We start from the raw sequence: 14,217 nt of genomic DNA, 5'->3' as shown, positions 1-14,217 counted from the left end.
GAGGCGAGCTGCGCATAATGCCGGGATTTCGTCAGAGAAGGAACGCAATCGATGCAATACGACGGGTTGGCCTGGGCCATGGCGCTGTTGGCCGTATTGGCGCTGCTGGTGGCATTGCGCATTCTGCTCAATACGGGCTGGTTCCTCGGCTGGCTGCGCGGTACCTGTGGTCTGGCATTTCTTGCGCTGGCGGGGCTGGTCGGCCTGGTGGCTTACGATCTCTATGCCTATGAGTCGCTGCAGCCAGGTAAACCCTTGGTGACGCTGAGCTTCAAGGCCGATGGCCCGCAGCGTTATCAGGTGACGCTGCTCGAAGGTGGGCGTGAGCGTATGGTGACCCTGGAGGGCGATCTGTGGCAGCTTGATGGCCGGCTGATTCGCTGGAAAGGTCTGGCCGAGTTGATCGGTCTCGAACCGGGTTACCGCCTGGAGCGGCTATCCGGACGTTTTCTCGCCATCGAGCAGCAGGCGTTGGCGCAACACGGTCGCGTACAGCTCGCGGAAAGCCCGTACGGTGTGGATCTGTGGCGCTGGCTGCGCCTGAGCCAGCGTGACCTGCTCCTGTTCGATCCGCAGGCGCTGCGCGTCACCTATCTGCCGATCGCCGCCGATGCGGTCTACAGCGTCAGCCTGACACCGACCGGTCTGCTGGCCGAGCCGATGAACCCGGCGGCAGAAGCGGCCTTGAAGGATTGGTAGCGGCCGCTTGCGGCAGAGGGTGCCCGAAGGGCGGGAGAGGGTAGTGGCGTTGTGCGCTTCCTGGCTGTCAGCGATGTAGGGTGGGCTTTAGCCCACACTGACCAGGATTGGCGGGCTAGAGTGCAGTGCCGTCCTGCCCAACAAATGAAAACCACTGAACCTGCGGTGCGCATCGCGTACCCAAAACGACAAAGGCACCTTGTAGGTGCCTTTGTCGTTCGGGGCATTTGGCTTCAGGAGAGGAAGCCGCCGTCCACGTTCAGCGCCACACCGGTGGTGTAGCTGGACGCTTCGCTGGCCAGGTACAGCACCGCGCCGGCCATTTCGCTGGGGTCGGCTACGCGCTTGAGCGGAATGCGCTGCAGCGCATGCTTGAGGATGGCGTCGTTTTTGGTCAGTGCCGAGGCGAATTTGGTGTCGGTCAGGCCCGGCAGCAGGGCATTGCAGCGAATGCCGAACTGCGCGCATTCCTTGGCGAACACCTTGGTCATGCTGATCACCGCGGCCTTGGTGACCGAGTAGATGCCCTGGAATTCGCCGGGGGATACGCCGTTGATCGAGGCGACGTTGATGATCGAGCCGCCGCCGTTTTCCTTCATCAGCTTGCCGCCTTCGATGGACATGAAGTAGTAGCCGCGGATATTCACGTCCACGGTTTTCTGGAAGGCGCCCAGGTCGGTGTCCAGCACGTTGCAGAACTGCGGGTTGGTGGCGGCGTTGTTGACCAGGATGTCGAGGCGACCGAACTGTTCCCTGATCTGCGCGAAGACGCTGGAGATCTGTTCCATCTCGCCGATGTGGCAGGCGATGGCGGTGGCCTTGCCGCCTTCGGCCAGGATGGCATCGGCCACGGCCTGGCAGCCCTCGATCTTGCGGCTGGAGACGATCACGTGAGCGCCTTGCTGGGCCAGCAGCTTGGCAATGGCCTCACCGATGCCGCGGCTGGCGCCGGAGACGAAGGCGATCTTGCCGTCGAGGTCGAACAGTTGGGTCTTGGACATTGTGATTACCCCGGGTTTAGAGAGTGGTTTTGCCGATGACCTGCAGGCTCATCTGCTCCAGCAGCTTGTTCATGTGGATGAACTGGGCGAAGCGCTTGTCCTGGGTCTGGCCGTGGTAGAAGCGGTAGTAGATCTGCTGCACGATGCCGGCCAGGCGGAACAGGCCGTAGGTGTAGTAGAAGTCGAAACTCTTGATCTCGATGCCGGCCTGCTCGGCGTAGTAATCGACGAACTGCTGGCGGGTGAGCATGCCCGGGGCGTTGCTCGGCTGGCGACGCATCAGCTGCACGGGGGGCGGATCGCCAGCTTCGATCCAGTAGGCCAGGGTGTTGCCCAGGTCCATCAGCGGATCGCCGATGGTGGTCATCTCCCAGTCGAGCACGCCGATGATCTGCATCGGGTTGCTCGGGTCGAGAATCACGTTGTCGAAGCGGTAGTCGTTATGCACGATGCCCGGCTTGTGATGATCGGCCGGCATCTTGTCGCGCAGCCAGGCCTTGACCGGCTCCCAGGTTGGTGCGTCGGGCGTCAGGGCCTTCTCGTAGCGCTCGCTCCAGCCCCTGATCTGGCGTTCGACATAACCCTCGGGCTTGCCCAGATCGCCCAGGCCGCAGGCGTGGTAGTCGACGTTGTGCAGCTCCACCAGCTTGTCGATGAAGCTCTTGCACAGCGCGGTGGTCTGCTCGGGGCTGAAGTTCAGCTCGGCCGGCATGTCCGAGCGCAGGATGATGCCCTTCACTCGCTCCATCACGTAGAACTCGGCACCGATCACGGATTCGTCGGTGCAGTGCACATAAGCCTTGGGGCAGTAGGGGAAACCGGCGTTGAGCTGGTTGAGGATGCGGTATTCGCGGCCCATGTCGTGGGCAGACTTGGCCTTGTGACCGAACGGCGGACGCCGCAGGACGAACTCCTGCTGCGGGTACTCGATCAGGTAGGTCAGATTGGATGCACCGCCGGGAAACTGGCTGATTCTGGCTTCGCCGCTCAAGCCGGGGATGTGAGCCTTGAGATAGGCATCGATGACGGTGGCGTCGAGTTCTTCGCCTGCGCGGATGCGGGTGGACTGGTCGGTGAGCGCCATGCTTATCCCTTCTGCTTATGATAGGTGCCCTAGATAATTGGCTAATCTAATGCTGCGCACGGGCTGCCACAAGCGATACGCGTCGTTATAGGTGGGCGTGTTGCACCGCAATCAAGTTGCTTGATCAGCCGCGACAGGGGCTTTCAGGATGGCGCAGGTGCGAGGGGGATGCGTAAGGGGCGCTGGGTGCGCCGGGGATGCCATCTCAAGACATGAGATGAGGGAGGCGGGCTGCTCGCACTGTGGCCAGCAGCCCGTTGCAACGGCTCAGTCGTCCTGCTTGACGCTGACGTGACCGAACAGCTCCTGGGAGAAGCGCACGCGCTCTTCGGGAGTTTCCTGCACGCCCTTGGCTTTCAGTTCTTCCAGGCGCGCTTCCACGGCATGGGCGCGATGAGTCAGGCCGCAGTCGTTGGCGATCTGGATGTTCAGGCCGGGGCGGGCGTTGAGCTCGAGAATCAGCGGGCCCTTGTCCTGGTCGAGAACCATGTCCACGCCGATGTAACCCAGGCCGCACAGCTCGTAGCAGCCGGCGGCAAGCTTCATGAAGCCATCCCAGTTCGGCAGTTGCACGCCGTCCACCGCGTTGGTGGTATCCGGGTGCTTGCTGATCTTGTTGTTCAGCCAGGTGCCGCGCAGGGTGACGCCGGTGGCCAGGTCCACACCGACACCGATGGCGCCCTGGTGCAGGTTGGCCTTGCCGCTGGACTGACGCGTCGGCAGGCGCAGCATGGCCATCACCGGGTAGCCCATCAGCACGATGATGCGGATGTCAGGCACGCCTTCGTAGCTGATGCTCTTGAAGATGGTATCCGGGGTCACGCGGTATTCGATCAGTGCGCGGTCGCGGTGGCCGCCGAGCGAGTACAGGCCGGAGAGAATGCTGGAAATCTGCTGCTCCAGCTCCTCATGGCTGACGATCTTGCCGGACACCGTCTTGAAGCGGTCCTCGAAACGGTCGGCGATCACCAGGATGCCGTCACCGCCGGCGCCCTGCGCCGGCTTGATGACGAAGTCGCTGCGCCCGGCGATGATCTCGTCGAGCTTGTCGATTTCCTTCTCGGTTTCGATGATGCCGTACAGCTCCGGCACATCGATGCCGGCCTCGATGGCCCGCTCCTTGGTGATGATCTTGTCGTCGACGATGGGGTACAGGTGCCGTTTGTTGTACTTCAGCACGTAGTCCGCATTGCGTCGGTTGATGCCCATGATGCCTTTGGCTTCAAGGGCCTTCCATGTCTTGATCAGGCCGAACATGGTCTTAGTCCTTGAGGAAGGCTTTGAAACGGAACAGTTCGGTCAGGCGGTAGCCGCGGTAGCGACCCATCGCCAGCATGAAACCCACCAGGATCAGCAGGACCGCCGGGAAGGTGAACACGAAGTACACCAGCTCCGGCACGCTCATCAGCAGGTGCGCCAGGGTCGCGGCCACCAGGGTGCCGATGGCGACCTTGAAGGCATGGCCGCCGCCGCGCTCTTCCCAGGTGATCGACAGGCGTTCGATGGTCATGGTCAGAATCACCATCGGGAACAGCGCCACCGACAGGCCGCGCTCCAGGCCCAGCTTGTGGCTGAACAGGCTGATGGCGGCGATCAGCACCACGACGAAGGTCAGCACCACCGACAGGCGCGGCAGCATCTGCAGTTTCAGGTGTTCCAGATAGGAGCGCAGCGACAGGCCGAGCGCGGTGATCACGGTGAACAGGAAGATGCCGAAGCCCAGCTGGGTTTCGCGGAAGGCGAGGGCGATCAGCACCGGGGTGAAGGTGCCGAGGGTCTGCAGGCCGCCGAGGTTGCGCAGAATCAGGATGACCAGCACGCCGATCGGGATCATCACCATGATCATGAAGGTCTGCTGGGTCTGCAGCGGCAGGCCGTACAGCGAGTATTCGAGGAAGCTGGCGTCGGTGTTCTCGTCGGTCAGCTTGGCCAGGCGGATGGCATTCATCTCGCTGTTGTTCAGGCTGAAGCTGACCTGAGCCTGACGGCCGCCTTCGAGGCTGACCAGGTCGCCATCGCCGATCCACCAGACCAGGCGATCGGCCGGCAGGCCCTGCTCACCGGTTTCCGGGTTGAAGTACAGCCACTTCTGGCCGTTGAAGCTGCGCAGCCACAGCTCCGGCGACTGCGCCACCTCGGCCTGCAGGCGAATGGTGTGTACGCGCTCCATCGGCACGTGGGCGATGGACAGCAGCAGGTCGACCACCTTGGCTTTGTTGGCGGTGGAGGCGTCGCCGCCGAGCAGCAGTTTTACGTTGTCGTCGTTGGCGTTGTTGACGCGCTTGATGGTCTCGCTGATGAAGGTTTCGACGTCGGCCGAGTGCTGGCGAATCGGCGCGAGCAGGGCTTCGGCGGCGATCTTCTCCGGGCCTTCGACCGGGATGCTGTCGCGGAAGATCGGGCCTTTGGCCGGCGGTTGTTCGCCGCTGTAGCGCTTGGTCAGCACCAGGCGGTAGTAGAGGGTCTGCTTGCCGTTGGCGCGACGCGCCGACCAGGTGACGCGGCGGTTGCCGTCGACGCGGTTGACGCTGACGCCATAGTTGTTGGAGATGAAGCTCTCGTTGAGGCTGACGTAATCCTGGTTCAGCGGCGGTACGAACATCTGCAGTTTCACCGGCTCGCGCGGGCTGGCCAGGAATTCGACCTTGGCGTCGATGTTCCACAGGTCGTCGGTTTCGTCCTCGGTCACCGGAATGCCGAGAATGAAGATTTGGTATGCCGTAATCAGAACGCCCAAGGCCACCAGCAGGGTGATCAGGACTTTCAGATGCAGGTTCAGAGAGCGCATGGGAGTTACTCGCCAGGGGTTGCGTCATTGGTGCAGCCGGGTTTTCCAGCGGCATATTTAAGGCTTGGGTCGACCATCGCTTCGAAGTCCTTGAGTGCTTCGGAGCCGATCAGAAGCGGGTATTGGAATGCGCTTCGGTCGGTCAAGTTCACTTCTATCGTGCGCAGGGTCTGGCCCATGCACAGTTCAAGGTCGATGACAGGGCGCGCCGTGTAGGTCTTGCCTTCTTCCGGATCGAAGTCTCCGGCACGGCGTTTGATCTTGCTGATGCGCGAGAGCGGGCGCTCCACGGTGTGCTCATGGCTATCGTCCACCGCCAGGACGAAACGTACCCAGGTTTCGCCATTGCGTTTGAAGCGCTTGATGTCGCGAGCGCTGAGCGAAGCTGTCTTGGCGCCGGTGTCGAGCTTGGCGGCAACCAGCACGTCGAGCTCTTCGATATGAATGTATTCGTTCAGACCATAGATGGACTTGCCGAGGGCCAGACCCGGGAAAGACAGGCTCAGCAGGCAGAGGCACAAGGAGAAAGGTTTCAGTCTCATGGGTCCTTGAGAGAAGGTTGCCGTAGGCGGGTGGAAAAGGTGGCTGGCGACGTCCTGCCAGGTCTCGCCTGCGATGGAAGTCTAGCAGGCATGGCAAAAGGCAATGACCAGGCATGAGTGCGCGAATTCTAGCATGGGGATTTTCCGTGCCGACAGACGCTTATGTAGCTTTCTGCAAGTAAGGTCGCGGTTCGCTCTGGGGGATGGGATAAAAATATTGTCGACAATGCTTTGGTCTACTTTGACATAAACCGCTTTTGAGCGTAGTTTTCACGGCATTGAACGTCACTGGTGTCGACAATCATGCTGCTTGAATCGGAAACATCGCCAATCGCCCAGGTGGATTCGGAAACACTTTCCGAGCATGTGTTTCGCCTGATCCAGGCGGCCATCGTCAAGGGCGAGATCGCGCCGGGCAGCAAGATTTCCGAGCCCGAGCTGGCGCGCACCTACGGCATCAGCCGGGGGCCGCTGCGTGAGGCGATCCACCGGCTGGAAGGTCAGAAGCTGCTGGTGCGCGTACCGCATGTGGGCGCACGGGTGGTGTCGCTCAGTCATGCCGAGCTGATCGAGCTGTACGAGATTCGCGAATCCCTCGAGGGCATGGCCTGCCGCCTGGCGGCCGAGCGCATGACCCAGCAGGAAATCGACGAGCTGCGCCGGGTGCTGGAGCTGCACGAGCAGGACGCCGCGTTCAAGGCCGGCGTCGGCTACTACCAGCAGGAAGGCGACTTCGATTTCCACTACCGGATCATTCAGGGCAGCGGCAACCGCACCCTGGCCAAGCTGCTGTGCGACGAGCTGTACCAACTGGTGCGCATGTATCGCCTGCAGTTCTCCGCCACGCCCAATCGTCCGCGCCAGGCTTTCGCCGAACACCACCGCATTCTCGATGCCATCGCCGAGCGTGACGGCGAACTGGCCGAACTGCTGATGCGCCGCCACATCGGCGCCTCCAAGCGCAATATCGAGCGCCACTACAAGGAAGCGCTCGCCACTTCATCCAAGACCCGAGGTGATTCATGACCCAGCTTTCCGCCGGCCAGCGCTTCCGCCAGGCCCTCGCTGAAGAGAAACCGCTGCAGGTAATCGGCGCGATCAACGCCAACCATGCGCTGCTGGCCAAGCGTGCGGGCTTCCGTGCCATCTACCTGTCCGGTGGTGGCGTGGCGGCCGGCTCCCTGGGCCTGCCGGACCTGGGCATCAACACCCTCGATGACGTGCTCACCGACGTACGCCGCATCACTGATGTGTGCGACCTGCCGCTGCTGGTGGACATCGACACCGGCTTTGGCCCCAGCGCCTTCAATATCGAGCGCACCATCAAGAACCTGATCAAGGCCGGCGCCGCCGCCGCGCATATCGAGGATCAGGTCGGCGCCAAGCGCTGTGGTCACCGCCCGGGCAAGGAGATCGTCTCCTGCGAGGAAATGGTCGACCGCGTGCGTGCCGCCGCCGACGCCAAGACCGATCCGGACTTCTTCCTCATCGCCCGTACCGATGCCATCCAGGCCGAGGGCGTGGACGCCGCCATCGAGCGCTGCCAGGCCTATGTCGAGGCCGGTGCCGACGGCATCTTCGCCGAGGCCGCCTACGACCTGCCCACCTATAAGCGCTTCGTCGATGCTCTGAAGGTGCCGGTACTGGCCAACATCACCGAATTCGGCGCCACGCCGCTGTTCAGCCGCGACGAGCTGGCTTCGGTCGGCGTGGCCATCCAGCTCTACCCGCTGTCGGCCTTCCGCGCGGCGAACAAGGCGGCAGAAAGTGTCTACACCTCGATCCGTCAGAACGGCCACCAGAAGGACGTGATCGAGCTGATGCAGACCCGCGCCGAGCTGTACGACCGCATCGGCTACCACGCCTTCGAGCAGAAGCTCGACGCGCTGTTCGCTGCCGGCAAGAAATAAGGCTGTAGCCCGGATGCAATCCGGGGATTGGTTGGCGTGGTTGCCGGATTGCCGCCGGGCCACGCACCTAGAACAAGAGACAAGGAGATGACCATGAGCTCGACTGAAACCGCCCCTGGCTTCAAGCCGAAGAAATCCGTCGCCCTGAGCGGCACTGCCGCCGGTAATACCGCGCTGTGCACCGTCGGCCGTACCGGTAACGACCTGCATTACCGTGGCTATGACGTGCTCGATTTCGCCAATCGCTGCGAGTTCGAGGAAATCGCCCACCTGCTGGTGCACGGCAAACTGCCCAACGTCGCCGAACTGGCCGGTTACAAGGCCAAGCTCAAGGCCCTGCGCGGCCTGCCGGCAGGGGTCAAGGCCGCGCTGGAGCAGCTGCCGCCCTCGGCGCACCCGATGGACGTGATGCGCACCGCCGTGTCCGTGCTCGGCTGTCTGGCCCCGGAGAAGGATGACCATAACCACCCCGGCGCCCGCGACATTGCCGACAAGCTGATGGCCTCTCTGGGCTCGGCGCTGTTGTACTGGTACCACTACAGCCACAACGGCAAGCGCATCGAGGTGGACACCGACGACGACTCCATCGGCGGCCACTTCCTGCACCTGCTGCACGGCGAGAAGCCGCGCGAGTCCTGGGTGCGCGCCATGCACACCTCGCTCAACCTGTATGCCGAGCACGAATTCAACGCCTCCACCTTCACTTCGCGGGTGATCGCCGGCACCGGCTCGGACCTGTTCAGCTGCATCGCCGGCGCCATTGGCGCGCTGCGCGGCCCCAAGCACGGCGGCGCCAACGAGGTGGCCTTCGAGGTGCAGAAGCGTTACGACAGCCCGGACGAAGCCGAGGCCGACATCCGCGAGCGGGTAGGGCGCAAGGAGGTGGTGATCGGCTTCGGTCACCCGGTCTACACCGTCAGCGATCCACGCAACAAGGTGATCAAGGAAGTGGCCCGCGAGCTGTCCGTGGAGCAGGGCAACACCAAGATGTATGACATCGCCGAGCGCCTGGAAAGCGTGATGTGGGAGATCAAGAAGATGTTCCCCAACCTCGACTGGTTCAGCGCCGTGAGCTACCACATGATGGGTGTGCCCACCGCCATGTTCACCCCGTTGTTCGTCATCGCCCGCACCGCCGGCTGGTCCGCCCACGTCATCGAACAGCGTATCGACGGCAAGATCATCCGCCCGAGCGCCAACTACACAGGCCCCGAAGACCTGAAGTTCGTGCCGCTCAAGGACCGTAAATAAAATGACCGAAACCGTGAATAGCCAATACCGCAAGCGCCTGCCCGGCACCGTGCTGGATTACTTCGATGCCCGTGAGGCGGTCGAGGCGATCCAGGCCGGCGCCTGGGACAAGCTCCCCTACACCTCGCGCGTGCTCGCCGAGCAGCTGGTGCGCCGCTGCGATCCGCAGGATCTGACAGCCTCGCTGGAGCAGCTGGTCTACCGCAAGCGCGACCTGGACTTTCCCTGGTACCCGGCGCGCGTGGTCTGCCACGACATCCTCGGCCAGACCGCGCTGGTCGACCTGGCCGGCCTGCGCGATGCCATCGCCGAGCAGGGCGGTGACCCGGCCAAGGTCAACCCGGTGGTGCCGACCCAGTTGATCGTCGACCACTCGCTGGCCGTCGAGGCGCCGGGCTTCGACCCGGACGCCTTCGAGAAGAACCGCGCCATCGAAGATCGCCGCAACGAGGACCGCTTCCACTTCATCGACTGGACCAAGACCGCGTTCAAGAACGTCGACGTGATCCCGGCCGGCAACGGCATCATGCACCAGATCAACCTGGAGAAGATGAGCCCGGTGATCCAGGCGCGCGGCGGCATCGCCTTCCCCGACACCTGCGTCGGCACCGACTCGCACACGCCGCACGTCGATGCCCTGGGCGTGATCGCCATCGGTGTCGGCGGCCTGGAGGCCGAGACCGTGATGCTCGGCCATCCCTCGATGATGCGCCTGCCCGATATCGTCGGCGTCGAGCTGACCGGCAAGCGTCAGCCGGGCATCACCGCCACCGATATCGTCCTGGCGCTGACCGAGTTCCTGCGCAAGGAGCGCGTGGTGGGTGCCTGGGTCGAATTCTTCGGCGAGGGTGCCGACAGCCTGTCCATCGGCGACCGCGCCACCATCTCCAACATGTGCCCGGAGTACGGTGCCACCGCCGCGATGTTCTATATCGACGGCCAGACCATCGACTACCTCAAGCTCACCGGCCGCGAGCCGGAGCAGGTGGCGCTGGTGGAAAACTACGCCAGGACCACCGGTCTGTGGGCCGACGCCCTGCAGGGCGCCGAGTACGAGCGGGTGCTGAGCTTCGATCTGTCCACCGTGGTGCGTAACCTGGCCGGGCCGTCCAACCCGCACAGGCGGCTGCCGACCTCGGCGCTGCACGAGCGTGGCATCGCCGACGAGGCCAAGCTGGCGGCGGGCAGGGCCGAAGAGGCTGAGGGCCTGATGCCTGACGGCGCGGTGATCATCGCTGCCATCACCAGCTGCACCAACACCTCCAACCCGCGCAACGTGGTCGCTGCCGGTCTGCTGGCGAAAAAGGCCAACGAACTGGGTCTGGTACGCAAGCCCTGGGTGAAGACGTCGTTCGCACCGGGCTCGAAGGTCGCCAAGCTGTACCTGGAAGAGGCCGGCCTGCTGCCGGAGCTGGAGAAGCTCGGCTTCGGCATCGTCGCCTACGCCTGCACCACCTGCAACGGCATGTCCGGCGCGCTGGATCCGGCGATCCAGAAGGAAATCATCGAGCGCGACCTTTACGCCACCGCCGTGCTCTCGGGCAACCGCAACTTCGACGGTCGCATCCACCCGTACGCCAAGCAGGCCTTCCTCGCTTCGCCGCCGCTGGTGGTGGCCTACGCCATCGCCGGTACCGTGCGCTTCGATATCGAGCAGGATGTGCTCGGCCATGATGCGGCTGGCAATCCCGTGACGCTCAAGGACCTCTGGCCGAGCGACGAGGAAATCGACGCCATCGTCGCGGCGAGCGTCAAGCCCGAGCAGTTCAAGCAGATCTACATCCCGATGTTCGACCTCGGGACGGTGAAGGAGGCCGAGAGCCCGCTGTACGACTGGCGACCGATGTCCACCTATATCCGCCGCCCGCCCTACTGGGAAGGCGCGCTGGCCGGCGAGCGTACGCTCAAGGGCATGCGGCCGCTGGCGATCCTGCCGGACAACATCACCACCGATCACCTGTCGCCGTCCAACGCCATTCTGGCGGACTCGGCTGCCGGTGAGTACCTGGCGAAAATGGGCCTGTCGGAGGAGGACTTCAACTCCTACGCCACCCACCGCGGCGATCACCTGACCGCCCAGCGCGCCACCTTCGCCAACCCGCAACTGGTCAACGAAATGGCCGTGGTCGACGGGCAGGTGAAGAAGGGCTCGCTGGCGCGCGTCGAACCGGAAGGCCAGGTAATGCGCATGTGGGAAGCCATCGAAACCTACATGAACCGCAAGCAGAACCTGATCATCATTGCCGGTGCCGACTACGGCCAAGGGTCATCGCGGGACTGGGCGGCCAAGGGCGTGCGTCTGGCGGGTGTGGAGGTGATCGTGGCCGAAGGCTTCGAGCGCATCCACCGCACCAACCTGGTGGGCATGGGCGTGCTGCCGGTGGAGTTCAAGCCGGGTACCACCCGCCTGACCCTGGGCCTGGACGGCACCGAGACCTATGACGTGGAAGGCGAGATTTCGCCGCGCTGCGACCTGACCCTGGTGATCAACCGCCGCAACGGCGAGGTGGTCAGGGTGCCGGTGACCTGCCGCCTGGATACGGCTGCGGATGTCAGCGTGTACAAGGCCGGCGGCGTGCTGCAGCGCTTCGCCAAGGACTTCCTCGAAGGCGCGGTGGCGTGATGACGCGGTCTGCTCCCTCTCCCATTCATTGGGGGCACGCCTAGTGGAGAGGGCTGGGGAGAGGGTGGTGCAGGCGGCTCGGTGTTGTCTGATAGACCCTCTCCCCCGGCCCCTCTCCCGCAAGCGGGAGAGGGGAGACAAGCGCGTAACCCGGATGAAATCCGGGGCAAGGTTGAATGATTCTCCCCGGATTGCATCCGGGCTACTTCAGGACTGCACTCATGGCTCATCTGCCTCAAGTGAAAATCCCCGCCGCCTATATCCGTGGCGGCACCAGCAAGGGCGTGTTCTTCCGCCTGCAGGACCTGCCCGAGCGCTGTCAGGTGTCGGGCGAGGCGCGCGATGCGCTGTTCATGCGCGTGATCGGTAGCCCCGACCCCTATTCGGCGCATATCGACGGCATGGGCGGCGCCACCTCGAGCACCTCCAAGTGCGTGATCCTGTCGAAAAGCAGCCAGCCCGAGCACGACGTCGATTACCTCTACGGCCAGGTGTCCATCGACAAGGCTTTCGTCGACTGGAGCGGCAACTGCGGCAACCTGTCCACGGCGGCTGGCGCCTTCGCCATCCACGCCGGCCTGGTCGATCCCGCGCGGATTCCCGAGAACGGCACCTGCGTGGTGCGCATCTGGCAGGCCAATATCCAGAAAACCATCATCGCCCATGTGCCGGTCACTGATGGCCAGGTGCAGGAAACCGGCGACTTCGAGCTGGACGGGGTGACCTTCCCAGCGGCGGAGATCGTGCTGGAATTCCTCGACCCGTCCGACGACGGCGAGGAGGGCGGCTCCATGTTCCCCACCGGCAACCTGGTGGACGACCTGGAAGTGCCGGGCATCGGCAGCTTCAAGGCGACCATGATCACCGCCGGCATCCCGACCGTGTTCGTCAATGCCGAGGACATCGGCTATCGGGGCACCGAGCTGCGCGAGGATATCAATGGCGATCCGGCGCAACTGGCGCGCTTCGAGCAGATCCGCATCGCTGGTGCGCTGCGCATGGGGCTGATCAAGACGGCCGAGGAGGCTGCGACACGTCAGCACACCCCGAAGATCGCCTTCGTCAGTCCGCCCAAGGACTACCGCACCTCCAGTGGCAAGGCGGTGAAGGCCGGCGAGGTCGATCTGCTGGTGCGTGCGCTGTCCATGGGCAAGCTGCACCACGCAATGATGGGCACCTGCGCGGTGGCCATCGGCACAGCGGCGGCGATTCCCGGCACGCTGGTCAACCTGGCGGCCGGTGGCGGCGAGCGCGAGGCGGTACGTTTCGGCCATCCGTCCGGCACCCTGCGTGTCGGCGCGCAGGCCAGGCGGGTCGATGGTCAGTGGACGGTAACCAAGGCGTCGATGAGCCGCAGTGCGCGCATCCTGATGGAAGGCTGGGTACGCGTACCCGCTGAAAGCTTCTAGGCCCTGAATGAGAAAAGGCTCGAGGTTTCGAGCCTTTTCCCTTTGTAAACATGTGCTTGCAGCGGTTATTTGAGGCGCCTTTCAACACCTTTTTCCACCAGGATCTTGGCGGAGATTTCCTCCACCGAGAAATGCGTGGAGTTGATGAAGGCGATGTTTTCACGGCGGAACAGGTTCTCCACCTCGCGCACTTCGAACTCGCACTGGGCGAAGCTGGCGTAGCGGCTGTTGGGCTTGCGCTCGTGGCGGATGGCGGTGAGGCGATCCGGGTCGATGGTCAGGCCGAACAGCTTGTCGCGGTGCTTTTTCAGCGAGTCGGGCAGTTGCAGACGCTCCATGTCGTCTTCGGTCAGCGGGTAGTTGGCGGCGCGGATGCCGTACTGCATCGCCATGTACAGGCAGGTGGGCGTTTTGCCGCAGCGCGAGACGCCTACCAGGATCAGATCGGCCTTGTCGTAATAATGGGTGCGCGCGCCGTCGTCATTGTCCAGGGCGAAGTTCACCGCCTCGATGCGCTCCATGTAGTTGGAGTGCTGGCCAATGGAGTGCGACTTGCCGACGGAATAGGAGGAGTGCGAACTCAACTCCTGTTCCAGGGGCGAGAGAAAGGTGGAGAAGATATCGATCATGAAACCATTTGCGGTATCGAGGATCGCACGAATATCGCGATTGACGATGGTGTCGAAGATGATCGGGCGTGCACCGTCCCTTTCGGCGGCAGCATCGATTTGTTGTACCATGGCGCGCGCTTTATCGATGCTGTCGATATAAGGACGCGTAAGTTTGGTGAATTGAATATTCTCGAACTGCGCGAGCAGGCTCTGGCCCAGGGTTTCGGCCGTGATGCCGGTGCCGTCGGAGATGAAGAAAGCGGTTCGTTTCATTTGCGCCAAAGGCCTTAAGCTGAGAT

General features: G+C 63.3%; 12 protein-coding genes. 6 read left to right on the top strand and 6 right to left on the bottom strand.

Going from position 1 to position 14,217, the window contains the following annotated elements; translation table 11 throughout:
* Positions 1-51 precede the first annotated feature (51 nt).
* Complete coding sequence (locus L1F06_RS12405) at positions 52-699, top strand: hypothetical protein (RefSeq protein ID WP_252576632.1); 648 nt, start codon at positions 52-54, stop codon at positions 697-699.
* Between the two features lie 233 nt (positions 700-932).
* Here the strand turns inward: L1F06_RS12405 and L1F06_RS12400 are convergent, their stop codons facing one another.
* The 5 genes from L1F06_RS12400 to rloA all read right to left on the bottom strand — a co-directional run bounded on the left by L1F06_RS12400 (position 933) and on the right by rloA (position 6,114).
* Entirely contained in the window at positions 933-1,700 is a 768-nt protein-coding gene (locus L1F06_RS12400; RefSeq protein ID WP_003239997.1) for an SDR family oxidoreductase, read from the bottom strand.
* 16 nt (positions 1,701-1,716) lie between these two features.
* Positions 1,717-2,784: a phosphotransferase family protein gene (locus L1F06_RS12395; RefSeq protein ID WP_129482414.1), complete on the bottom strand. Its 1,068-nt coding sequence runs from the start codon at positions 2,782-2,784 to the stop codon at positions 1,717-1,719.
* Positions 2,785-3,051: 267 nt separating this feature from the next.
* Positions 3,052-4,041 carry an alpha-L-glutamate ligase-like protein gene (locus L1F06_RS12390; RefSeq protein WP_003240002.1) on the bottom strand — a complete coding sequence of 330 codons (990 nt, stop codon included), beginning with the start codon at positions 4,039-4,041 and terminating at the stop codon, positions 3,052-3,054.
* A gap of 4 nt (positions 4,042-4,045) precedes the next feature.
* Positions 4,046-5,572 carry an osmotic stress tolerance membrane protein RloB gene (gene rloB, locus L1F06_RS12385; protein ID WP_003240004.1) on the bottom strand — a complete coding sequence of 509 codons (1,527 nt, stop codon included), beginning with the start codon at positions 5,570-5,572 and terminating at the stop codon, positions 4,046-4,048.
* Between the two features lie 5 nt (positions 5,573-5,577).
* On the bottom strand, positions 5,578-6,114 hold the full coding sequence (gene rloA / locus L1F06_RS12380) for a retropepsin-like aspartic peptidase RloA (protein ID WP_012018498.1): 537 nt from the start codon (positions 6,112-6,114) through the stop codon (positions 5,578-5,580).
* Between the two features lie 303 nt (positions 6,115-6,417).
* Between rloA and L1F06_RS12375 the strand changes: the two genes are divergently transcribed.
* The 5 genes from L1F06_RS12375 (at position 6,418) to prpF (ending at position 13,307) form a co-directional block, all read left to right on the top strand.
* Complete coding sequence (locus tag L1F06_RS12375; RefSeq protein ID WP_003240010.1) at positions 6,418-7,140, top strand: GntR family transcriptional regulator; 723 nt, start codon at positions 6,418-6,420, stop codon at positions 7,138-7,140.
* Positions 7,137-8,024: a methylisocitrate lyase gene (prpB, locus tag L1F06_RS12370; RefSeq protein ID WP_129482415.1), complete on the top strand. Its 888-nt coding sequence runs from the start codon at positions 7,137-7,139 to the stop codon at positions 8,022-8,024. The genes L1F06_RS12375 and prpB overlap by 4 nt, the downstream gene beginning before the upstream one ends.
* A 93-nt stretch (positions 8,025-8,117) precedes the next feature.
* Complete coding sequence (gene prpC / locus L1F06_RS12365) at positions 8,118-9,275, top strand: bifunctional 2-methylcitrate synthase/citrate synthase (protein ID WP_129482416.1); 1,158 nt, start codon at positions 8,118-8,120, stop codon at positions 9,273-9,275.
* Positions 9,276-9,288: 13 nt separating this feature from the next.
* Complete coding sequence (acnD, locus tag L1F06_RS12360) at positions 9,289-11,898, top strand: Fe/S-dependent 2-methylisocitrate dehydratase AcnD (protein WP_177491109.1); 2,610 nt, start codon at positions 9,289-9,291, stop codon at positions 11,896-11,898.
* Between the two features lie 221 nt (positions 11,899-12,119).
* Positions 12,120-13,307, top strand: coding sequence for a 2-methylaconitate cis-trans isomerase PrpF (prpF, locus tag L1F06_RS12355; protein WP_129482418.1), 1,188 nt, complete (start codon positions 12,120-12,122; stop codon positions 13,305-13,307).
* Positions 13,308-13,372: 65 nt separating this feature from the next.
* On the opposite strand, the gene ppsR is transcribed toward prpF, so the two are convergent.
* On the bottom strand, positions 13,373-14,191 hold the full coding sequence (ppsR, locus tag L1F06_RS12350; protein ID WP_003240022.1) for a posphoenolpyruvate synthetase regulatory kinase/phosphorylase PpsR: 819 nt from the start codon (positions 14,189-14,191) through the stop codon (positions 13,373-13,375).
* Positions 14,192-14,217 lie beyond the last annotated feature (26 nt).

This window comes from Pseudomonas hydrolytica, assembly GCF_021495345.1.
Lineage (GTDB): Bacteria > Pseudomonadota > Gammaproteobacteria > Pseudomonadales > Pseudomonadaceae > Aquipseudomonas > Aquipseudomonas hydrolytica.
The sequence above is the reverse complement of the archived record's forward strand: the minus strand, read 5'-3'. Positions and strand labels throughout refer to the sequence as shown.

Excerpts from the sequence above, each read along its gene's own strand:
- L1F06_RS12395 (WP_129482414.1), bottom strand. The coding sequence starts at position 2,784 with ATGGCGCTCACCGACCAGTCCACCCGCATCCGCGCAGGCGAAGAACTC.
- prpF (WP_129482418.1), top strand. The coding sequence starts at position 12,120 with ATGGCTCATCTGCCTCAAGTGAAAATCCCCGCCGCCTATATCCGTGGC.
- rloB (WP_003240004.1), bottom strand. The coding sequence starts at position 5,572 with ATGCGCTCTCTGAACCTGCATCTGAAAGTCCTGATCACCCTGCTGGTG.
- rloA (WP_012018498.1), bottom strand. The coding sequence starts at position 6,114 with ATGAGACTGAAACCTTTCTCCTTGTGCCTCTGCCTGCTGAGCCTGTCT.
- L1F06_RS12375 (WP_003240010.1), top strand. The coding sequence starts at position 6,418 with ATGCTGCTTGAATCGGAAACATCGCCAATCGCCCAGGTGGATTCGGAA.
- L1F06_RS12390 (WP_003240002.1), bottom strand. The coding sequence starts at position 4,041 with ATGTTCGGCCTGATCAAGACATGGAAGGCCCTTGAAGCCAAAGGCATC.
- prpC (WP_129482416.1), top strand. The coding sequence starts at position 8,118 with ATGAGCTCGACTGAAACCGCCCCTGGCTTCAAGCCGAAGAAATCCGTC.
- prpB (WP_129482415.1), top strand. The coding sequence starts at position 7,137 with ATGACCCAGCTTTCCGCCGGCCAGCGCTTCCGCCAGGCCCTCGCTGAA.
- L1F06_RS12400 (WP_003239997.1), bottom strand. The coding sequence starts at position 1,700 with ATGTCCAAGACCCAACTGTTCGACCTCGACGGCAAGATCGCCTTCGTC.
- L1F06_RS12405 (WP_252576632.1), top strand. The coding sequence starts at position 52 with ATGCAATACGACGGGTTGGCCTGGGCCATGGCGCTGTTGGCCGTATTG.
- ppsR (WP_003240022.1), bottom strand. The coding sequence starts at position 14,191 with ATGAAACGAACCGCTTTCTTCATCTCCGACGGCACCGGCATCACGGCC.